Source organism: Flavobacterium sp. GQ95 (genome assembly GCF_059758655.1).
This window is the reverse complement of sequence record NZ_JCAXEB010000008.1, coordinates 253366-274447: the sequence shown is the minus strand read 5'-3', so window position 1 is coordinate 274447 and position 21082 is coordinate 253366. Positions and strand designations below refer to the sequence as shown.

General features: G+C 33.1%; 16 protein-coding genes. 8 read left to right on the top strand and 8 right to left on the bottom strand.

The annotated features are described in order from the left end of the window. Nucleotides 1–49: 49 nt before the first annotated feature. The 3 genes from AC6CH4_RS16795 to AC6CH4_RS16785 all read left to right on the top strand — a co-directional run bounded on the left by AC6CH4_RS16795 (nt 50) and on the right by AC6CH4_RS16785 (nt 1640). Nucleotides 50–655 (top strand): Zn-dependent protease, encoded by a 606-nt coding sequence (locus tag AC6CH4_RS16795; RefSeq protein ID WP_498104960.1) that lies wholly within the window; start codon nt 50–52, stop codon nt 653–655. A 267-nt stretch (nt 656–922) separates the two neighbouring features. Continuing rightward, nucleotides 923–1363 (top strand): hypothetical protein, encoded by a 441-nt coding sequence (locus tag AC6CH4_RS16790; protein ID WP_498104958.1) that lies wholly within the window; start codon nt 923–925, stop codon nt 1361–1363. After that, the gene (locus AC6CH4_RS16785; protein ID WP_498104956.1) at nt 1344–1640 is read left to right on the top strand and encodes a DciA family protein; all 297 of its coding nucleotides are present in this window, start codon (nt 1344–1346) and stop codon (nt 1638–1640) included. The genes AC6CH4_RS16790 and AC6CH4_RS16785 overlap by 20 nt, the downstream gene beginning before the upstream one ends. Nucleotides 1641–1792: 152 nt before the next feature. Here the strand turns inward: AC6CH4_RS16785 and AC6CH4_RS16780 are convergent, their stop codons facing one another. From AC6CH4_RS16780 to bshC, 3 genes are all read right to left on the bottom strand, one after another. Continuing rightward, complete coding sequence (locus AC6CH4_RS16780; protein WP_026984871.1) at nt 1793–2212, bottom strand: nucleoside-diphosphate kinase; 420 nt, start codon at nt 2210–2212, stop codon at nt 1793–1795. A gap of 244 nt (nt 2213–2456) precedes the next feature. Beyond that, a complete protein-coding gene (locus AC6CH4_RS16775; protein ID WP_498104954.1) occupies nt 2457–3728 on the bottom strand; it encodes an acyltransferase family protein in 1272 nt (423 codons plus the stop codon). 188 nt (nt 3729–3916) lie between these two features. Further along, nucleotides 3917–5506, bottom strand: a complete 1590-nt coding sequence (gene bshC, locus AC6CH4_RS16770) for a bacillithiol biosynthesis cysteine-adding enzyme BshC (RefSeq protein WP_498104952.1) — start codon at nt 5504–5506, stop codon at nt 3917–3919. A gap of 343 nt (nt 5507–5849) precedes the next feature. Here bshC and AC6CH4_RS16765 point away from each other — a divergent pair, with 343 nt between their 5' ends. Further along, nucleotides 5850–7127, top strand: coding sequence for an MFS transporter (locus tag AC6CH4_RS16765; protein ID WP_498104950.1), 1278 nt, complete (start codon nt 5850–5852; stop codon nt 7125–7127). A gap of 56 nt (nt 7128–7183) precedes the next feature. On the opposite strand, the gene AC6CH4_RS16760 is transcribed toward AC6CH4_RS16765, so the two are convergent. Continuing rightward, nucleotides 7184–12355 carry a T9SS type B sorting domain-containing protein gene (locus tag AC6CH4_RS16760; protein WP_498104948.1) on the bottom strand — a complete coding sequence of 1724 codons (5172 nt, stop codon included), beginning with the start codon at nt 12353–12355 and terminating at the stop codon, nt 7184–7186. Nucleotides 12356–12477: 122 nt separating this feature from the next. Here AC6CH4_RS16760 and AC6CH4_RS16755 point away from each other — a divergent pair, with 122 nt between their 5' ends. Continuing rightward, nucleotides 12478–14685 carry a B12-binding domain-containing radical SAM protein gene (locus tag AC6CH4_RS16755; RefSeq protein ID WP_498104946.1) on the top strand — a complete coding sequence of 736 codons (2208 nt, stop codon included), beginning with the start codon at nt 12478–12480 and terminating at the stop codon, nt 14683–14685. A gap of 51 nt (nt 14686–14736) precedes the next feature. Next, nucleotides 14737–15051, top strand: coding sequence for a GIY-YIG nuclease family protein (locus tag AC6CH4_RS16750; RefSeq protein WP_498104944.1), 315 nt, complete (start codon nt 14737–14739; stop codon nt 15049–15051). A gap of 307 nt (nt 15052–15358) precedes the next feature. Here AC6CH4_RS16750 and AC6CH4_RS16745 read toward each other — a convergent pair whose 3' ends face one another. From AC6CH4_RS16745 to AC6CH4_RS16735, 3 genes are all read right to left on the bottom strand, one after another. Then, on the bottom strand, nt 15359–16123 hold the full coding sequence (locus AC6CH4_RS16745) for an MBL fold metallo-hydrolase (RefSeq protein ID WP_498104942.1): 765 nt from the start codon (nt 16121–16123) through the stop codon (nt 15359–15361). 120 nt (nt 16124–16243) lie between these two features. After that, nucleotides 16244–16930, bottom strand: a complete 687-nt coding sequence (locus AC6CH4_RS16740) for a response regulator transcription factor (protein ID WP_498104940.1) — start codon at nt 16928–16930, stop codon at nt 16244–16246. Further along, entirely contained in the window at nt 16927–18189 is a 1263-nt protein-coding gene (locus tag AC6CH4_RS16735; protein ID WP_498104938.1) for a sensor histidine kinase, read from the bottom strand. The genes AC6CH4_RS16740 and AC6CH4_RS16735 overlap by 4 nt, the downstream gene beginning before the upstream one ends. Nucleotides 18190–18353: 164 nt before the next feature. Here AC6CH4_RS16735 and AC6CH4_RS16730 point away from each other — a divergent pair, with 164 nt between their 5' ends. Both AC6CH4_RS16730 and AC6CH4_RS16725 read left to right on the top strand, forming a co-directional pair. Beyond that, nucleotides 18354–18761: a DUF1573 domain-containing protein gene (locus AC6CH4_RS16730; RefSeq protein ID WP_498104936.1), complete on the top strand. Its 408-nt coding sequence runs from the start codon at nt 18354–18356 to the stop codon at nt 18759–18761. Nucleotides 18762–18935: 174 nt separating this feature from the next. Next, on the top strand, nt 18936–20516 hold the full coding sequence (locus tag AC6CH4_RS16725; protein WP_498104934.1) for a L,D-transpeptidase family protein: 1581 nt from the start codon (nt 18936–18938) through the stop codon (nt 20514–20516). 132 nt (nt 20517–20648) lie between these two features. Here the strand turns inward: AC6CH4_RS16725 and AC6CH4_RS16720 are convergent, their stop codons facing one another. Then, nucleotides 20649–21059 carry a C40 family peptidase gene (locus AC6CH4_RS16720; protein WP_498104932.1) on the bottom strand — a complete coding sequence of 137 codons (411 nt, stop codon included), beginning with the start codon at nt 21057–21059 and terminating at the stop codon, nt 20649–20651. Nucleotides 21060–21082: the final 23 nt, after the last annotated feature.

Sequence of the window (21082 nt, the reverse complement as noted above, 5' to 3'; positions counted from 1 at the left end):
GTTTTTTGCAGGCATGCTTAAAAGAATCCGTACTAAGAAATAAGCTATTATGAAGTACTGTTTTCTTATTCTGTTTTTTAGCGTAATTTCTTGTACAAACAGGAATAATGAAAATAGTGTAGAAAAAATACATGCTCAAAAGGTTATTGTGATTCAGCCTTTAGGTAATTTTGAATTGGAACAATCCAATAAAGTTCTTTCTGAAATCAGGAGTATTAACCCAAATGTAGTTTTGAGACAAAATATTCCTTTTCCTGAAAATGCATATTACAAACCCAGAAACAGGTATCGAGCCGACAGTATTATTAAATCACTTCGTAATACTATTGGAAAAGATTCAGTAATTGTTGGATTATCACATTCTGATATAAGTACTACTAAAAACGGAATTAAAGATTGGGGTGTTATGGGATTGGGTTATCGACCTGGAAAATCTTGTGTTGTTTCTAATTTTAGAGTATCCGCCAAAAATGAAAATCAACAGTTTTATAAATTAGTTTTGCATGAACTTGGTCATACAGAGGGTTTGTCTCATTGTAAAGAGAAGACTTGCCTGATGAGGGATGCCGAAGGTGGAAATCATTTGGATGAAGAAAATGATTTTTGCCTCAATTGCAAAAACTTTTTATTGAAAAATGGCTGGAAATTGATTTAGATTGATCTTTTGAGTAATCTTCTCCTTTGCATAAAATTCCTTTTTTCTTTTAGTCAATTTATATTTACTTTTAGTTAGATAAAGTTAACTTTGTAGTTCACGAAATTTCTTTTAAAAATTGGAGCCCTAGCCCTGATGGGAGGGGAAATCCTTTTGTGCAGGTCCCGAGGCTTCGGGAGGCGTAAAAGATTGGAAGGACAGCAGGAAATAGCTCCTAATTCTTCGACTTCGTTCAGAATGACATTAATTGATTTTAATATAATAAATATGAAAAACACTTTTATGATTTTGGTTTTGTCGCTTTTGTTTGTAAGCTGCAAACAGGAAATTAAACCTGCAGATATTGCAAAATTGAATGGTTATTGGGAAATTGAAAAAGTCGTTTTTGATAAAGGTGAAGAGAAGGCATATGGAATGAATGAGAATTTTGATTATTTTCAAATTAAAGGTACTAAAGGAACTCGAACGAAAGTTATGGCGCAGCTTGATGGCACTTTTCTGACTACAAATACATTTGAAAATGTTTCAGTTCGATTTACAGATAAAGGAGCTTTTCTGGATTATAAAACAGATTATGCTAAATGGAGTGAGGAATTAATTTCGATTTCGGACAAAGAGTTTATCGTTAAAAATGACCAACAAAAGGAATATCATTATAAAAAAGCAGCACCAATAAATATTTTAAACGATGGCAAAAAGACTAAATAATCAAAGTACGATTGGCGATGTTTTGCACCAGATTATTCAGGTAAATAAATTACAGCCCGGAATGGATCAGATTGATGTAAAAGAAGCTTGGGGCAGCTTAATGGGAAATGGTGTAAAGACGTATACTAAAAACGTTGTTTTGAAAGGAAGTACGCTTTATGTCGAACTTGGATCTGCCGTTTTAAGAGAAGAATTAAGCCACGGTAAATCTAAAATCGTTAAAATGATTAATGAAGAGTTAGGGCGCGAAGTGGTTAAGGATGTAGTTTTACGATAGACTTTCTTAGACTAGCTTAGATTTTTAGACTGCTTAGACTTATATAGGAATTTATATAAAAAAGGAAAAACCCACTTCATTGAAGTGGGTTTTTCCTTTTTTATGAGATTTTAGGAAATCTAAGTTAGTCTAAAAATCTAAGAAGTCTAAAATTAGAACTGCTCTCTTCCAGCAAAATGGAATGCACCTTCAATAGCAGCATTTTCGTCGCTATCAGAACCGTGAACTGCATTTTCTCCGATAGAAGTTGCGTATGCTTTACGTATAGTTCCTTCAGCAGCTTCAGCTGGATTTGTAGCTCCAATTAAAGTTCTGAAATCTTCTACTGCGTTATCTTTTTCTAAAATAGCAGCAACAATTGGTCCGCGTGACATAAATTCAACTAATTCTCCGTAGAAAGGTCTTGCAGCGTGTACAGCGTAAAAAGCCTGAGCATCAGCTACAGTTAATTGAGTTAATTTTAATGAAACGATTTTGAAACCTCCGTTAGTAATCATTGCTAAGATGTTCCCGATGTGTCCGTTTGCAACAGCATCTGGTTTAATCATTGTAAAAGTTCTATTTGTTGCCATTTTATTGCTTATTTTTAATTTTGTGCAAAAGTATACTTTTTTTATGAATTGATTTTAATAAATTCATAATTAAAACATCGTGAAATGATGTTATGGCAAAGAAAATTGTTAATTGTGAATTGTAAAACGTAGATGTTTTAAATAGAAAAACGCACTGCTGTGCGTCTATACTTTAAGTTTGTCACATCGAGCGGAGTCGAGAACACGCATAGCATTTCGACTCCGCTCGATGTGATAGTATAAATTAAACTTTGAAGATCAATTTGTTTTTATAAAATATCCACAATATAAACGTCCAGATTCCTACGTATACTAATGCACCAGCTAAAGAAGCAGCCATTGGATTGGTGAAGAATGGAGCAATTCCGAAACTGTATAAATAATTTAAAAGATTGATTTTTTCTGCGGGATTATGTGGATTGTGGAATTGAATCATCACTAAGGCCTGCGGAATAATCTGAGAAGTAAAAAAGACAATCATTGGGTTTACACCCCAAATTAGAAAGAGTTTGAAACCTTTTTTATATTCTGCTATATCAATTACATAATATAATATTGCTAAAAATGCGGTAGCTAATCCTGTGGTGTACAAAACGTAACTACTTGTCCAAAGTGATTTGTTGATTGGGAAAACAATATCCCATAATAAACCTCCGATAATTAGTGCTACACCAATTATAGCCATTTTTTGAGCTTTTTCTTTTTTACCTATTTCTCGCAATAATATTTGGCCAATTAATAAACCAATAATTCCGTTTACGATCGATGGAATAGTACTTAAAATTCCTTCCGGATCCCAGGTAATTGTCTCGCGATACATGTGGCCTTCAAGCAAAATACTGTCTACCCATGAAGCTAAATTGGTTCCTTTTTCGAGATTTGCCGGACCAATTCCTGGTACCGGAATTAAGGTCATTACAGCCCAATAACTTAATAATAAAACCGCTCCTGTTATAATTTGTGTTTTTTGAGTAGTTTTTAAATGTAAAAGCGAAACGACAAAATATACAATCGCGATACGTTGTAAAACTCCCGGAAGACGTACATCGTGATAAGCTTCAATACCACTGTAAGCTAAGAAGAGATAAAATATTAGAATGGAGAAGGCCAGAATGTTTTTGACTTTGGAAGTAAAACTGCCCATTAAAGCATAACCAACTGCAATTGTAATGGCTAAACGGCCAATTAAAAGGGGAATCCCGCCAAGACCAAAAAGCTGTATCTTGGCGAAGAAATTAAAGAATATTCCGAGACAGAACATGCGTAAAGAGCGAACCAATATTTTGTTAAAAGTGGTTTCGTTCCAGATTTTATCAGGCATTGCAAGAGGAACTGCAACTCCCATAATAAAAATAAAAAACGGAAAAACTAAATCGGTTGGCGTACAGCCATGCCATTCTGAATGTAAAAGTGGTGCGTAAACATGGCCCCAATCGCCCGGGTTGTTTACAATGGTCATTAATAAAATCGTTAATCCTCTGAAGACATCTAATGAAATCAAGCGCTCTCTGGTCATAGTTTTTAGTAATAGGTTAATTTTTGTTTTAAAAGTTACTATTTGGTTTAGAGAGGCAATAATTTCAGAAGAGGCGGTTATTTATTCTGATGATTATTACTTTATTTTTTTGCCACGAATTACACGAATCATTAGCAGTTTTTGTGATTAAAAATTAGTAAAAATTCGTGTAATTTGTGGTGACTTTTTTAAATCGTTATTATGTTAAAATTGTTTTCTAAAGGTTTTAATTTTTGAATTAAAAGCGGAATCAATTGCTCACCTTTTTCTAAATAAAATTCGGAAAAATTGGTTTGACGTTCCTGTAGGCTTTGATTTGGAAATAACTCAAATTGTAAATCTACAACTCGCTGTAATTCGGAGTCTAATTTTCGTTTTTGAGCTTTTAATAATCTTTTTTCAAGGTTTTCTAAACCTTTTTTTTGTTTGACTTCCTGCGCTTTTACAGCTCCGCTAAATGATTTATCAGTTTGCTGCGCGAGTTCATAAAGATATTCAAATTGTTTTTCTAATGTTTCTTTTTGAGAAGTTAAATCAATTGGAAAAGCAGATAATTTATGTGTAATTGCATTTACCAAATTAGCAGGTTTTGTAAATAAATCGGCCCAGCTTAAACCTAATTTGTCCGCTTTTTTAGCTTGTTTTTCAGTGTTTAAAAGCACAGAATTACGAACTAAAAGCATCGGAAAAGTAATGTTTACAGCATCAAAGAAAGATTTTAGTTCTAACCAATACGCAATTTCTCCGCCTCCGCCAATGTAGCATAAATTTGGTAATATAATTTCCTGATACAGCGGACGCATAATTACATTTGGACTGAATTTCTCCGGATTATTTTCTACTAACTTAAAAATTTCTTCTTTTGAAAATGAAATCTTCGTGTTGTTTACGTAGTATTTATCATTTTCGAAAATGATTCTTTCCCTTAAATTATTTTCAATATAAAATAAATTGATTTCGCGTGGATTTACCTGAACGGTATAATCTGCAAATTTCGAAATGGTTTCCTGAACGGCTTTGAATGAAGTCTGTTGCTCTAGTTCTTCTTTAATAAAAGGAATAAAGGCACGTTTTAAATCGGCGTCATCAGCATCTAAAATGACCAAACCATAATTAGCAAATAAACTATCAGCCAAAAAACGAGTTGCATCTGCTAAATTTTCATGTTTTAGATACGCTTCTTCAAATAGCTTTTTTAGAACATTTGCATTCGTGCTGGATCCTAATTCTAAAGAGTAAATTTCTAAGAATTCAGTCAGACCTTCTGTTGAAAGTCTTCCAACAGGACCTGTACTTTCTTTGTTCCAACGGAATTTCTTTCCTTTAAAATTGAAATAATTTATTTCTTCAAAATCGTGATCCTCAGTTGCCATCCAATAAATGGGAACAAAATTATGCATTGGATATTTCGACTTTAATTCTCTAGTCAAATTAATCGTAGAAATGATTTTATATAAGAAATACAAAGGGCCGCTAAATAAATTTAATTGATGCCCGGTCGTAATGGTAAAAGTATTTGGATGTGCTAAAAGCGCAATATTTTGTTTGGTTGCATCTGAAATTTCGATTTTTTGATATTGCTTTTCTAAGGTTTCAACCAAAGGAATTCGGTTTGTGTTATCAAAATTGGCTTGTTTTTCAGCTATTTGTTTTTCAAAGTTTTCCAGTGTTGGAAAATGATTGTATAGGGAGTGTAATTCGGGTTTTTGATCTAAGTAATCTTGTATCAATTTAGAGAAATATCCTGAGGTTTGGTAGCTGATACAGTCGGTGGGCATAATTTTAGATTTATTTTTGATAGCTGTAAATTTAATGAAAATATGTACTTAAAAGTGTTTTTAACGAATGCTTAAGATTTGATTTTTAGTTTTTGATTTAAAATATTTATAATCAGTATTTTAATTTTTGGTTTTAAGGCTAGTTGAAGAATAATAATTTGATAAAGATTAAAAACAACAGATTTAGGTTTTTTGTTAAAATTTTGAGAGTAATATAAAACTGTTGTTTCTAAATGTGTGTTTTTAATAATGAAACTATATTTTTGCAGACAAATGTTTGTTGCCTTAAATGAGTCGATTCATTTTTACAGCACCATTTTTCAAAAAAAAAATATCAACTACAATGAAAAATAACCCAAATCAGGAGAACTCTCTTCGACACGTTCTTTTTGGTTCGTTAATTGGAACCACAATTGAATTTTTTGATTTTTATATTTATGCCAATGCTGCTGTGTTGGTTTTTCCACAATTATTTTTTCCCGGAGCTAGCAGTACAAATTCTACACTAGAATCTTTGGCTACTTTTTCGATCGCCTTTTTAGCAAGGCCCTTAGGTTCAGCTATTTTTGGACATTATGGAGATAAAATTGGTCGTAAAGTTACTTTAGTAGTAGCCTTATTAACGATGGGATTATCGACAATTGCAATTGGTTTTTTACCGGGTTATGCCAGTATTGGAATTGCGGCTCCGATTTTATTAATGTTATGCCGTTTTGGACAAGGAGTTGGTTTAGGCGGTGAATGGGGTGGAGCCGTTTTGTTGGCAATTGAAAATGCACCACCGCATAAACGTGCCTGGTATGGAATGTTTCCGCAATTGGGAGCACCAATCGGATTATTACTGTCGGGAGGTACATTTTTAATCTTAACCGATAGCATGACCAGTGAAGCCTTTATGGATTATGGGTGGAGAATTCCGTTTATAGCCAGTTCGCTTTTAGTAATTGTTGGATTTTACATTCGTCTTAAAATTAGCGAAACTCCGGCTTTTGAAAATTCTAAATTGGAACAAAAGGAAGTTAGAATTCCGTTTTTTACTTTGCTTAAATCATATAAAAATCAATTGATTTTTGGAACATTATCTGCAGTAACAACCTTTTTGGTCTTTTATTTAATGACTGTTTTTACGTTGAGCTGGGCTACTTCTGACTTAGGTTTTACAAAAAGAGATGCGTTGTTAATTCAATTGCTGTCAGTATTGTTTTTTGCTTTTTTTATTCCTATTTCAGCTTTGGTTGCTGACAAAATTGGTCGCAGAAAAATATTAATTATTACTACAGCCGCTATTGCCGTTTTCGGATTTTTCTTTTCGTACTTCCTTAATTCAGGAAATCCAGTTTTGGTAACTGCGTTCGTCTGTATGGGAATGTCTCTAATGGGATTTACTTACGGTCCTTTGGGAACTTTCTTGTCAGAGTTATTTCCGACGACAGTTCGTTATTCCGGTGCTTCTTTGACTTTTAATTTGGCAGGGATTTTAGGTGCGGCATTTGCTCCTATGATTGCAATTTGGCTGGCAAGTACTTATGGATTAAGTTATGTAGGTTTTTATCTGACTGCTGCGGCTTTAATTTCTTTAGTTTCCTTTTTAGTGATTTCTAAGAAAGTGCATCAATTTTAAAAAAAAATATATTTTTAAAAAAAAGAGTGGCTTACATTATTGTAGCCACTCTTTTTTTATCTCTTCAAACTAAAATGCCCTCTAAATTCAGTTCCGTTTAATCTTGTTACGGTAAACCAATAATCTGATGCAACTTCCTGAGATCCGAGATAATTTCCATCCCAGGCTGTATTACTATGAAGTTCTTTAATGAATTTACCATAACGGTCAAATATTCGAATTCCTGTATTTGGAGCTAAATAAGCAAAATCAATTGTCCAGGTATCATTATAACCGTCGCCATTTGGTGTGAAGAATTTTGGATAAGGAAGTTCATCTACTAAATTGATACATTCGCTAGATGTTGCTTCAAGTATATTTATAGTAACCGGTATTCTATCACTTTCACAATCATTTATAGTTTGAGAAGCGTAATATATTATTCCATTTTCAAGTAGGGTTGTTTCAGGTAAATTTATAGTTGAAGAAATACTTTGGAACCATTTAATATTTTGTCCTGTAATATCAATGTTGTTTATTGAAGCCTTTTTCTGTATGCAGAAAGTTTGTGGTGTATCAGCAATTGGGTTTTGAGTATCCTGAATTTTAATTGCAACAGGAGTTCTTTCACTTTCACATCCATTTATAGTTTGCGATGCATAATAAACAGTATTGTTTTCGAGTAATGTTGTATTTGACAAAAGTGTTCCAAGCGTTAGAGCATCATACCATTTAATATTTTGCCCCGTAATTACAATATTGTCTAATGTTGCATTTTGTTTAATGCAAAAAACTGTAGAGTTTAAATTTTGAGGAGTTGGTATAGAATTAACAAAAGATGTTATAGTTGTTTTTATAGCTTCAGAAATACATCCATTGGAGTTTTTTGTTTTTAGAAGATATTCACCTGGATTTAAAAATGACGATGTTGCATTAGTACCCCAGGTAACACCATTATCAAAACTATATTCTGATGCAACAGAGAGAATAGTTATCTTTCCTTGATTAATATTACAATTTGGTTGAATAGTGCTGTATGTAGGAACATTTGGAGAATCAGCAGGTGCATTTATTTGTACAGAAACTGCTTCTGATTCACACCCGGCCGAATTTTGAATTTTAATCTGATAATTACCAATAGTTAAATTTCCAGAATCTGAATTTGTTTTCCATGTTAGTCCATTGTCAAAACTATATTTTGAACCTATGGTTGTAATTGTAATTATTCCAAAAGGATTAGTACAGCTTATAGGTTGAGAAGCTATATAATTTGGCGTTGTTATAGCATCTAAAGGAGTGTTAATGGTTGCTTTTGTTGCAGTTGAAGGACAACCGGTACTGCTGTTTTTGATTTTTACAAAATAATCACCAGAAATTAAATTTGTTGCAGTAGCATTTATACCCCATGTTTGTCCGTTGTCAAAGCTGTAAAAAGAAGCATTTGTAGTCACCGAAATACTCCCTTTTGCAGAATTACAGCTGCTTGGTTGTTGAATTGAAACAGTAGGTTTTTGAGCTGGAAGATTTACATTATAAAGAGAAACTGAACTAGAATTGGATTCACATCCTAAAGCAGTTTTTATTTTTAAAAGATAATTACCAGGAGTTAAATCAAGAAAAGTGGAGTTAGTTTTCCAGGTATTACCATTATCTACACTATATTCTGAAGCAGCTGTATTGAAAGTTATGCTGCCTAAAGATTCACAATTAGGCTGTATTATTGAGTATAAAGGGGAATTAAGGTTAAATTTAGGAATATAAATATATTGTGGATAAGATTCACAACCTAATTCATTTTTTATCTTTATTACGTAAGATCCTTCATCTAAATTTGCAGCCGTTGGATTAGTTGTCCAGTTTACTCCATTGTCAAAACTATATAATGCAGCCGGAGTCGTTATTGTAATACTTCCTCCAGTTCCACATATAGGAGGGGTCGTAGTATAATTTGGTATAGGTAAATAAAAATCATAAAGTGTTGCAACTCTCCACCAAGACTCACAACCTAAATTATTTTTTACCACTATAGAATAATTACCAGAAGATAAATTTGTGGCTGTGTTGTATTGACTCCAGGTTCTACCATCATCAAAGCTATATTGATCAAATAGGGCATCGATTGTAATACTCCCTTTATTCTTTGATTCACAAGTAGGTTGAGTTACTTGTATATTAAAATTAGATAAATATTCTTCATTGAAATGTACAGAATAAAGTGTTTCTGAGATACATCCGGATTCATTTTTAATTTTAGGATAATAAGAACCAAGTGGTAAATTTGTAGCGGTTGGATTTGTACCCCAGGTTTCACCACCATCAAAACTGTAAAATGGTGCAGGTGTAGTAATTGTAATAGTACCTCCTTTGCCACAGCTTGGATTAGTAGCTATATATTGAGCCTCTTTTATTTTAAAAGGAGTGAATTCAACGATAAGGTTTCCTGACACACATCCTTCTTTATTTTTTATTTTTAATTGATATTTAAATCCTACAGGAAGATTTGAAGCTGTAGGGTTAGTACTCCAACTTAAACCGCCATCAAAACTATATAAAGCGGCTGGTGTAGTAATCGTAATACTTCCGGTTGCATTACTATCACAAGTTGTTGGCTGCACTATTGTATAAGTAGGAGGATCAAGGAAATTGAAGTTAAGAGCAAACCAATTATTTTCACTTATACAGCCTAATTTGTTTTTAATCCTAAGAAAGCCACTTACGCCACCATTTGGATATTTAATAAGATTTGGATCTGTACTCCATGTTCCTCCATCATCAAAGCTATAAAATGCAGCAGGAGTGGTTATGGTAATACGTCCTGGAGTGGTACAAGTAGGTTGTACAGCTGAAAATTCGGGACGTGCTAAATAATAAGCATTACTTATATTGGCAATCGCATAATTTGACTCACAGCCTAAAGAATTTTTTATTTTCAGGACGTAAGTTCCATAATCTAAATTAGAAATGTTTGGATTTGTACCCCATGTTTTCCCTCCATCAAAACTATAAGATGCAGCAGGGGTTGTAATTGAAATACTCCATTTTGATTCCGTTTCACAATTGGGATTTATTATTTTGTATGTAGGCTCATCAAGATAAAAAGGAGGTAAATAGGCATATTCAACATCGGATTCACAACCTAATTCATTTTTAATTTTAATATTATAATAACCCGGAAGTAAATTAGCTGCCGTTGGATTTGTTGTCCATGTTTCTCCATTATCAAAACTATAAAAGGATGCAGCAGTATTTATGGTAATACTGCCGTTTGTCGTACATGCAGGATTTATTGTGGTATAAGTTGGCTTAGATATATAAAAATTTATTTTAACTTGATAGACTTGTGATTCACAACCTAGTGCGTTTTTCGTTTTTAAAAAGTAATTGCCAGGTTGTAAATTATTAAAAATTGGTGTTTCCTGCCATGTTTGTCCGTTGTCAATACTATATTTATTTGAAGAGTTTACAAAAATAACGCTTCCGGTATTACTACATGTATTTGGTTGAATAACTTTAACTTCCGGATATGGTTTAAAAAATAGATCTAAATAAATTTGATTGAAATAAGGTTTCGATAGACATCCGGATTCATCTTTAATTCTAACATTATAATAACCAGAAGGTAAGTTAGTTGCCGTTGGATTTGTTGTCCATGTTTCTCCATTATCAAAACTATATTCGGATGCGGGGCTGGTAATAGTAATACTGCCTCCCTGATCACAGCCAGGCTGGGTTAAAGTATAGGTTGGAGAATTAATATAAGACGGAAAAAGCAAGACGCTTTGAGAATAGGATTCGCATCCGCTACTGTTCTTTATTTTAAGTAAATAATTTCCAGAAGGTAAATTTGTTTTGGTAGCACTGTTTTCCCATGTCAAACCATTATCAAAACTAAATTGTGACGCCGGGGTTGTTATAGTAATAGTTCCATTAGAACTACAAGTTGGCTGAATAATTGAAAATGTTGGGCGGTCCAGTAATATTGGGGGATTAATTGTTACAATTGTAGGTGTAGAAATACAGCCCGAAGCGGTTCTTGTCTGAACATAATATTTGCCATATTCTTTTGTGACAAAGTTGGCATCTGTCTGCCATACCAAATCTTTTGTAACATAGTTGTCATCTGAAAGGAAAGCCAAACCTTTATCAAAACTATATTCTATTCCCGGGTCGTTAACTTTAATATAGCCATTTATATCCTGACAAGTAGGCTGAACTACTGTTACAGAAGGATTAGGAATTGAATTGTTTATAGTTAATTTTGAACTTATGAAGCAATCACTTCCATCTGTAACTTTTACAGTATATTCTCCCAAATTTGTTTTAACTGAAGGAATTGGATAAGATTTATTAGTTGCTCCATTTATCGCTATTCCATTTCTATACCATTGAAAAGTTGTTGCTAAACTCATGGTTTTAGTCAGGTTAGCAGTCAATATTAAATCATTATTGCAGAAATTGCCACTTTGAACAGTAGTAACACCAAAATTTTCAGCAGTATTTAATCTTAAATTATCATATAAGAAAGAAGGTTCATAATCAGTGTTAAATGATGGAGGTAATGTTTTCTCTGGTCCCAGCATTATTGCGTTAATATCAATATTTGTGGTAAAACTAATTGTTACTTCTCCCCAAATAGTCTGAGGTTGGTATAAAACTTTTCCAATTTCAATCCAGGATGGGTCAAATGAATTTGGATCTGAATTGGTATATAATGGTAAATTATCTTTATTAGTACATCCATAAAGTGTTACATAAGTAGGTGCTAAAAAATCAAAATCAAAACGTTTACTTAGGTTAGTAGTTTCGATACTCATTAATGTGGCAATATTCAGTGTTAACTGATAGTTTATTCCACTACGTAATGGGCTAGATAATTTAGTAGCGATATATTCTTTTTTATTGTTTTTGTATACAGCCCTGAAAATTCCTTTACCATCGGGGAAATTTTGGAGTTTTTTGGTGTAAATAGTATTAAAAAGATAGCAGTCTGCGTTTAAATAATCCGGGGATGGAGTTGTTCCTTTTGTCCAATCAGTGGTTGTAGGAATGTCATCATAACCCTGAGGGCAATTTGTTTTTTCTTCAAAAGAAGAATTTGGTAAAATTGAAACAGTTTTATTACAAATACAATCACTGTCATTTAAATCTATTTTCCCATCACCGTCATCATCAATACCATTATTACAGTTTTCCTGAGAATAACAAAATAGAGAAATAAATAATAGGATAAAAAGTAATTTATGTTTCATAGGTTTGTTTTGGTGCATCGCAAATGTAATTAAATATCCACAAAACAAAAGTAAATTTGCGAGTATCAATCTTTTACTAAAAAGTCCCTAAATATCTCGTATTTTTGCAAAAATAATTCCTTTTGAAAACGAAACTCTTCATCATAACGCCTCCTTTTACACAACTGAATACACCGTATCCGGCAACAGCTTATATAAAAGGATTTCTAAACACAAAAAATATTGAATCTGCTCAGGCTGATTTGGGTATTGACGTGATTTTGGAGTTGTTTTCGAAGAAAGGACTAATAGATTTGTTTCAGGTTTCAAGTTTCAAGTTTCAAGTTTCAGGTTCTGAAATCTCAGATAATTCGAAACGTATTTTTGCATTGAAGGATGAATACATCAAAACTATTGATGCCGTAATTCATTTTTTGCAGGGAAAAAATCCAACACTGGCTTTGCAGATTTGTCAGGAAGATTTTTTGCCGGAAGCTTCTCGTTTTGCTCAGCTTGAAGAACTCGATTGGGCTTTTGGGACAATGGGAACTCAGGATAAGGCGAAACATTTGGCCACTTTATATCTTGAAGATATTTCAGATTATATTGTAGAATGTGTCGATGAAAATTTTGGCTTTAGCCGATATGCAGAACGCTTAGGCCGAAGCGCCAATTCGTTTGATGAACTTTACGAAGCTTTACAGCAAGAACCAACTTATGTCGATTCGATTTTAATTTCGCTTTTGAAAGTTAAAATTGAAGCTGTAAAACCAACTTTATTCTTAATTTCTGTTCCCTTTCCAGGCAATCTATACAGCGCGTTTCGATGTGCACAATGGGTCAAACAAAATTATCCCGAAATTAAAATTTCGATGGGAGGTGGTTTCCCAAATACCGAATTGCGTTCACTCTCTGATAAACGCGTTTTTGAGTTTTTTGATTTTATTACTTTGGATGATGGAGAAGTTCCGATTGAAGAACTTATAAACGCTGTCACTTCGAGCGAAGTCGAGAAGCATTATAAAAGAACTTTTTTATTAGAAAATGGAGAAGTGGTCTACAAAAACAATTCTCTAAAACACGATTACAAACAAGCTCAGGTCGGTACTCCGGATTATTCAGATTTGCCTTTGGATAAATACATTTCGGTTATCGAAATCGTAAATCCAATGCACAGAATGTGGAGTGATGGCCGTTGGAATAAACTCACAATGGCTCACGGTTGTTATTGGGGAAAATGTACTTTCTGTGATATTTCATTAGATTATATAAAAGTTTACGAACCAGTTGCTGCCAATTTATTGTGCGACCGAATGGAAGAAATGATGCTTCAAACGGGGCAAAACGGTTTTCATTTTGTCGATGAAGCAGCACCGCCAGCATTGATGCGCGCTTTGGCACTAGAAATTTTACGCCGAAAATTAGCCGTAACCTGGTGGACGAATATTCGATTTGAAAAAAGTTTTTCAAAAGATTTATGTCTGCTTTTAAAAGCTTCTGGCTGTATTGCCGTTTCAGGAGGTTTAGAAGTGGCTTCAGACCGATTATTGAAACTTATTGATAAGGGTGTAACCGTTGAACAAGTTGCAAAAGTAACCCGCAACTTTACCGAAGCTGGAATCATGGTTCATGCGTATTTAATGTACGGATATCCAACCCAAACCATTCAGGAGACAGTTGACAGTCTTGAAATGGTTCGCCAATTGTTTGAAGCCGGAATTTTGCAATCTGGTTTTTGGCATCAATTTGCGATGACGGCTCATAGTCCGGTTGGATTGTATCCGGAGAAATTTGGCGTTAAAAAAGCAACAGAAGCCATTGGAACTTTTGCAAATAACGATATCGATTATACAGATTCTACAGGAATCAATCACGATAAGTTCAGTTTCGGATTAAAGAAATCGCTTTTTAATTTCATGCACGGAATCTGTTTTGACTACGAATTGCAAGATTGGTTCGATTTTAAAATACCAAAAACTAAAATTGATCCCGATTTTATTTTTAATGCACTTGAAGAAGGAAATGATTTCAACACAAAACCAAATGCAAAAGTGGTTTGGCTTGGAGGAAAACCTTCTGTAGAACATTTTACAAAATCAAAAAAAGGAAATACCTGGGAAATGATAAGTTTTACTTTTCATGATAAAAAGGAAAGTTTCAATCTTCAGACCAATAAAAATGAAGGTGAATGGCTAGTCGAAATTTTGAGTAAAATTTCAATTTCAAATGCTAAGAATTATACTTTTCAGGAAGTAAAAGCAGATTTTGAAACACAATTGGAGGACTTCGAATTATTTTGGTATTCAAAGCCTGTTAATACTTTACGAGAGTTTGGGTTGTTGGTTTTGTAGATTAATTAAGATTTTTCTTGTTTTTACTTGAGAATAGAATTTTAATAAATTATGTATTTTCAAGAAGGTTTTCATACTTACTACATCTATATTTTAACGAATAAACCTAAATCTGTTTTCTATACAGGAGTTACTAATAATTTACGGAAAAGATTAAGTCAGCATCAGGAGAATATTTTATTAAAGAATAAAACATTTGCCTCAAAGTATAATGTTGAATTTTTATTGTATTATGAAAAATTCACTTGGATTCATGAAGCAATTGCTCGAGAGAAGGAAATTAAAGGCTGGAGAAGAGAGAAGAAAATTGAATTGATAAAATCAATTAATCCTGATTTTGAGTTTTTGAATTATCTATTTGAATAGGATTGCGGAGCTACTCTTTCGTTAAAATTGAAAAACTTTATAAGCGCGTTTTGATAATCTTTGTCGAGCTACTTGTGGGGATTCCTCGTTCCTCGGAATGACAAACTGGATGTAAATCCTTGATTTATTAATTAGATTATTGACAAAGTAACCACAAAGTATGTCATTCCGAGGAACGAGGAATCCCCGCGAGTAGCTCCGTAAAGATTAGTTAAACTTGGATTTGTAGATAAAGTGTGTCATTCCGACGGAGGAGGAATTCCCACAAGTAGCTCGACAAAGATTAACAAGCAAAGAGTAAAAAAAATCAATACTCCACAAAAGTTCCATCAGCAGGAACAGCCGTTTTAGACAAAAGATCATTTTCTGATAAAGCATTTTTCAATTGTTCTCTTGTAGTCGGACAATGGTTTAAAGCTTCTAAATGATTAGCGAAGACTTTGCCAGGCGCCAAAGCCGTAAACTTCAAAATATCATTCATTCGCATTAATAAAGGCTGGCCAATATCTAATCTAGCCGTACCGCAGGCCACAGTTGCAATGTCTGGTTTAAATTCAACCAGAACTTTTTGTACGTGTTCTGTAAAAATGGTATCTGAACTAATATAAATAGATTTTTCGTTCGCTAATTCAATAAAAAAGCCCATTACATGTCCCATGAATTTGGCGATGAATCCATAACCATGAATCGCTGGAACTCCCGTTATTTTTCCATCCAGAAAAGGTTGAGGTTCCCAATAATTTAAAGTTTGAGTAATATTTAAACCTCTTTTAGTTAATTCTTTTTCAATTTGTACACTACAGATTACTGGAATGCTTTTACGTCTTAAAAAAACTTCACCAGCTTTATCAATATGATCTGGGTGCAAATGTGTAATCAGGCAATGGGTTACTTTGCTCAAAATTTCCCGACTGTTTTTTGGCAAAGAAACCATAGGATTTCGATGGGGATTATAACGAAAGATGGTAAAGGGTGGAATTGTTTTTCTTTTTCCCAACATCGGGTCAACTAAAATCACATGTTGCTCCGTTTCAATAACTAAAGTAGCGTTACGTAAATGATGTAATTTCATATCATGTAAAATTAGAACTTAAAATTACGAAGATTTTTCAAATTTAATTTACAGATTTTTCTTTATTTTTAACAGAATTGTTATTATTTAAAATTGAAATTTCTAACCATTTAATGATGCTTATACAATTGAAAATCTAAACCCAATTCCGTGTAGGTTTTCTATCGAAATTCCGCTTTCATTGGCTAAAATTTTTCGCAACCGCGAAATAAAAACATCCAGACTTCTTCCCATAAAATAATCATCGGTTCCCCAAAGCGAGGTCAAAATTTGCTCTCTTTTTAGAACCGAGTTTTTATTGTCCAAAAATAACCTTAGCAATTCGGCTTCACGCTGTGTGAGTGTGATTTTTTCAGTTTCATTAAAAAGAATAAAATTGTTGGTATCAAATTGGTACTTCCCAATTTCATAAACTGATTTTTCTGTCGGAATACTTTTCTGTGAACGCTTCAAAAAGATCTCAATTTTCAAAAGCAATTCTTCAATACTAAAAGGTTTCACCAGATAATCATCGGCACCCAAACGTAATCCTTTAATACGGTCTTCTTTTAAAGTTTTGGCAGAAAGGAAAATAATTGGAATGTCTGTATTGGCTTTCCTGATTTCTGTTGCCAACTCAAAACCATCCATTTTAGGCATCATAATGTCAAAAATACAAATGTCAAACTTTTCTTTTTTAAAGGTTTCAAAGCCCAGTTTTCCATCAGGACAGTGAATAACTTCGTAGTTATTTTGTTCCAGATTGTCTTTGGTTAAAAACGCTAAGGTTTCATCGTCTTCGGTATAAAGTATTCTGAATTGTTTCATTTTTTATAAGGAATTGACAAAGTTACAGTGATGCCTTTTTCTGAGTTATTTTCGGCTTTTATTTTCCAGTTTTGAAGATTGCAGATTTCTTTGACGTAATATAATCCAAGTCCAAAACCATTTACTTCATTACTTTTTTCATTTTGAGCACGGTAAAACTTATCAAAGATAAGAGAAATGTTTTTAGGAGAAATTCCAATTCCGTTATCAATAAAAGCGAGCTTCAAAATTTGATTTTCTACTGAAATCCGAATCGTGATATCAGGTTTGTCAGAGCAATATTTTACAGCATTATCAAGCAAATTATAAACTAAATTGCTAAAATGAAAAATATCAGTTTCGATATAATATTCCGCAGATTCAGCTTCAATTTTAATAGAGGCTTCAGGATATTTCATCTGAATGTTTTCAATCGTTTCCTCGATAATAGGAACAATTAAAAGCGTTTCTTTTTTTAGTTCCAAAGGCGAATAATCTGCTTTCGAAATATTTAAAATCTGTTCAATATGACTGTTGAGTTTATTGCTTTGATTGATGATAATATCCGTATAAGTATGAAGCTTTTTATCTTCTTTAATTGGATTTTGTTCAATCAAATATTTCGAAGCAATTAATATAGAAGACAAAGGCGTTTTGAATTCATGCGTCATATTATTGATGAAATCCCTTTGCAGCTCAGAATATTTCTTTTGCTGTAAAAGCGTAAAAATTGAATAGACATAAATTAGTAAAATCAGAATTAGTGCAATCGAAAGGATAAACCAAAAACGCATCGAACTGAATAAATAAGTAGTTTCATTAGGAAAACGAACTGCAAAATAATAAACAAGATCTTTATGTTTTGGGAACGAAACTGCTTTTTTTTCTTTTCCTTTTTCAGAGGATGAAATGTACTTTCCATAAACCATTTCATCGCTTTGGCAATTGTAGACTGCATATTCAAAATCGGTTGTAATATGCATTTTCTTGAATTCCGATCTTAAATAAAATTCTAAAATATCAGGTTCAAAAGCATTTTCGATATTTACGATATAATAATCGTTGGAAATTTTCCGAACAGGATTTTGACACGATGGTTCATGATCTTTTCCATCGTATAATTTTCGGGCCACTTCAAGTAAAGCAATATTGGCCTTTTGACTCAGTTTTTTTTGTTCCAATGTAAAAGCCTCTTTGGTCCAAAGCAATTGCGCCACCAATATGCTGATAATGGCGATCAATCCTAAGAGGATAATACTATTAAGTTTATTTATTTTCAAGAAAAGGGTGTTTTTGAGAATGTAATATTAATGAAAATTATAGTGAAAAACAGCGATTAACAAGTCGTTAACAAAGATTTGAAACCGGTTAACAGCGATTTGATTTTGTCTGAAGTACTTTTGAAATACAAATTCCGAACTATAAACCATTAAATATAATAACTATGAAAATTATCAAAATCTCTATGTTGGCTTTGGCTTTAGGCCTAATGTCTTTCTCAGCAATTGTACCGGTAAAAGTAATTGCTTCTAAAATTGAAACAACTGCTTCAACAATCGCCTGGAAAGCAGAAACTATTGATGTAGGACAAATTCCACAAGGAACGCCAAAAGCAATTGTTTATGAATTTAAAAATACGGGAAAAACAGCGGTTGTAATTACAAATGTTCAGGGTTCTTGCGGTTGTACTGCAACTGATTATACTAAAGAGCCAATTTTGCCTGGTAAAACAGCTAAAGTTACTGCTACTTATAATGCGGCCAACAAAGGTGCTTTTACAAAAACAGTAACGGTAACAACAAGTGCCGAAACATCTCCAAAAATTCTTACCCTCAAAGGAACGGTAATCTAAATAAAGGTTGGTTATAAAGTGAAAAACTCCAAATATACAGTGTATTTGGAGTTTTTTTTATGTCTTTTTTGAAGTTGATTTGAAATGAAGTTTTGCTATGTAAAGTGAATATTATTTTTCCAGGAAAGGGTTTGTTTTCATTAAAACTTTTCTATTTTTATTAAAAATATTATTATGAAAATTTTCTACTCGCCTGTTGTTGTTATTGTTCTGTTTTTGGTTTTTTCATGTAATTCTAAATCAGAAAAAAAAGAAGAAGACTTAAAAAAGACCTCAGAAAAAGTGGTTCCGGAATTAAAACTTCACATTGACAGTGTTGAAGTTTCTAAGTTTTATGAAAATTATCCTAAGTTGATTAAATTCCAGAATGAGGTTTTAGCTTTATACAAAGAAAAGAAATCGACTCAATTATGGCTGGATAATAAAGGTGTTGTCGAATTTGGAAATACTTTATTCAATAAATACAAAGGGTTAGAAGCAGAAGGTTTGAGTGCCAATTTTCCGTATAACGAAAAAATTAATTCTGTTTTTGATAATATTGCCGAAAACAAACTATCAAAGATTGATACGGATTTGATGATTTCGAACCTGTATTTTTATTATGTGCAGAAAATTTCTGGTGCTGATGAAAAAACAGTAAAGAAACTAGAATGGCTTTTGCCTAGAAAAAAACTCGACTACAAAGTTTTTTCAGATTCCATTCATGAAAAAGCTACAATCAGCGATGATAAAAAGAGCAAAATGTTCAGTCAATATTATAAACTGAGAGATGCACTTCACCGATATAGAGAGATAGAGAAAAAAGGAGGCTGGAAAACAGTTGAGGTTGATGAGGATTTTAAAAATCTGAAGATTGGAGATTCTGTTGACGCCATTGGTCAAATTAGAGAAAGACTATTCATTACGGGCGATCTCAAAGAAAATGACAAAAGTAATATATGCGATACTACTTTGATTAAAGCCATCAAAAATTACGAAATACACCACGGATTAATACCAAAGAATATAATCCTAAAAGAACATATTGCCGAATTAAACGTTCCGGTTTCAGACCGAATCAAAACGATTATTGTCAATATGGAACGTTGCAGATGGATTGATCCTCAACTGGAAAAAGGAAAAGAATACATCGAAGTTAATATTCCCGAGTTTAGATTGTATTTAATTCGCGATCATGAAATTGCTTTTATTTCACCAGTTGTGGTTGGAAAAGCGATGACCAAAACCGTTATTTTCAGTGGAATAATGAATAACATTGTATTTAGTCCGTATTGGAATGTTCCCACAAGTATTATCAACAAAGAGATTAAACCCGGAATGGCCAAAAACAAGAATTATTTGGCGCAGAAAAATCTGGAATGGAATAACGGAGCTGTACGACAGTTGCCTGGAAAGAACAATTCGCTTGGTTTGGTGAAGTTTTTATTCCCGAATTCGAGTAATATTTATTTGCATGATACGCCTTCTAAAAGTTTGTTTGGAAGAGAAAGCAGAGCCTTCAGCCATGGTTGTGTGCGCGTTCAAAAACCTAGAGAATTAGCGATTGAACTTTTAAAACAAGATCCAAGATGGACACCGGAAAAAATTGATAAAGCAATGCACGCCGGAAAAGAAAATTGGGTGAGTCTAAAAAAGAAGATACCTGTATATATAGGCTATTTTACAGCTTGGGTAGACCGCAAAGGCGAACTGAACTTCTACAAAGATGTTTATCAAAGAGATGATAGTCTGATCAAATTATTGACAGAAGAGTAAAAGATTAATTTTTAATTTTCTCTCGCAGATTTGGCAGATTAAGCGGATCTATTTATTATGGATAAGCTTAAAAAAAATCTGCATAATCTGCCAAATCTGCGAGAGAAAAAAATTAAGCAGTTTGAAAAAAAACTATTTACTCAAAACATCAATACACTTATAAAAACGATTGGTATAATGTTCTGTGTCAAGAGAAGTAATCGTGACGCTGTTTACTTTTCCGGATGAAGCGTGAATAAATTTAGACTGCATTCCATTGGCTTCGCAGATAATTCCGAGATGACCAATTACAGTATGGTCTTTGTACCCGTAAAAAACTAAAATATCTCCCACTTTAAAATCTTCAGGTTTTAAAGCCTTACCTAAATTTTTATAACTGCCAGAACTTCTTGGTAAGTCTACATCAAAATGGTGGAAGACATAACTTATAAATCCGGAGCAGTCAAATCCTGTTTTAGGATCATTCCCTGCATATACATAAGGCGTTCCCAAATATTTTTTAGCATAATTTGCGATAGAATCCCGCTCAATATCCGTTTTCATTTTTTGTAGTTGAAATGTTTCAG

What these genes read in the sequence shown, in the direction of transcription:
- AC6CH4_RS16745 (WP_498104942.1), bottom strand. Translation starts at nt 16,123, where the DNA reads ATGAAATTACATCATTTACGTAACGCTACTTTAGTTATTGAAACGGAG.
- AC6CH4_RS16730 (WP_498104936.1), top strand. Translation starts at nt 18,354, where the DNA reads ATGAAAATTATCAAAATCTCTATGTTGGCTTTGGCTTTAGGCCTAATG.
- AC6CH4_RS16725 (WP_498104934.1), top strand. Translation starts at nt 18,936, where the DNA reads ATGAAAATTTTCTACTCGCCTGTTGTTGTTATTGTTCTGTTTTTGGTT.
- AC6CH4_RS16740 (WP_498104940.1), bottom strand. Translation starts at nt 16,930, where the DNA reads ATGAAACAATTCAGAATACTTTATACCGAAGACGATGAAACCTTAGCG.
- AC6CH4_RS16720 (WP_498104932.1), bottom strand. Translation starts at nt 21,059, where the DNA reads ATGAAAACGGATATTGAGCGGGATTCTATCGCAAATTATGCTAAAAAA.
- AC6CH4_RS16785 (WP_498104956.1), top strand. Translation starts at nt 1,344, where the DNA reads ATGGCAAAAAGACTAAATAATCAAAGTACGATTGGCGATGTTTTGCAC.
- AC6CH4_RS16775 (WP_498104954.1), bottom strand. Translation starts at nt 3,728, where the DNA reads ATGACCAGAGAGCGCTTGATTTCATTAGATGTCTTCAGAGGATTAACG.
- AC6CH4_RS16780 (WP_026984871.1), bottom strand. Translation starts at nt 2,212, where the DNA reads ATGGCAACAAATAGAACTTTTACAATGATTAAACCAGATGCTGTTGCA.
- AC6CH4_RS16765 (WP_498104950.1), top strand. Translation starts at nt 5,850, where the DNA reads ATGAAAAATAACCCAAATCAGGAGAACTCTCTTCGACACGTTCTTTTT.
- AC6CH4_RS16790 (WP_498104958.1), top strand. Translation starts at nt 923, where the DNA reads ATGAAAAACACTTTTATGATTTTGGTTTTGTCGCTTTTGTTTGTAAGC.
- AC6CH4_RS16795 (WP_498104960.1), top strand. Translation starts at nt 50, where the DNA reads ATGAAGTACTGTTTTCTTATTCTGTTTTTTAGCGTAATTTCTTGTACA.
- bshC (WP_498104952.1), bottom strand. Translation starts at nt 5,506, where the DNA reads ATGCCCACCGACTGTATCAGCTACCAAACCTCAGGATATTTCTCTAAA.
- AC6CH4_RS16760 (WP_498104948.1), bottom strand. Translation starts at nt 12,355, where the DNA reads ATGAAACATAAATTACTTTTTATCCTATTATTTATTTCTCTATTTTGT.
- AC6CH4_RS16750 (WP_498104944.1), top strand. Translation starts at nt 14,737, where the DNA reads ATGTATTTTCAAGAAGGTTTTCATACTTACTACATCTATATTTTAACG.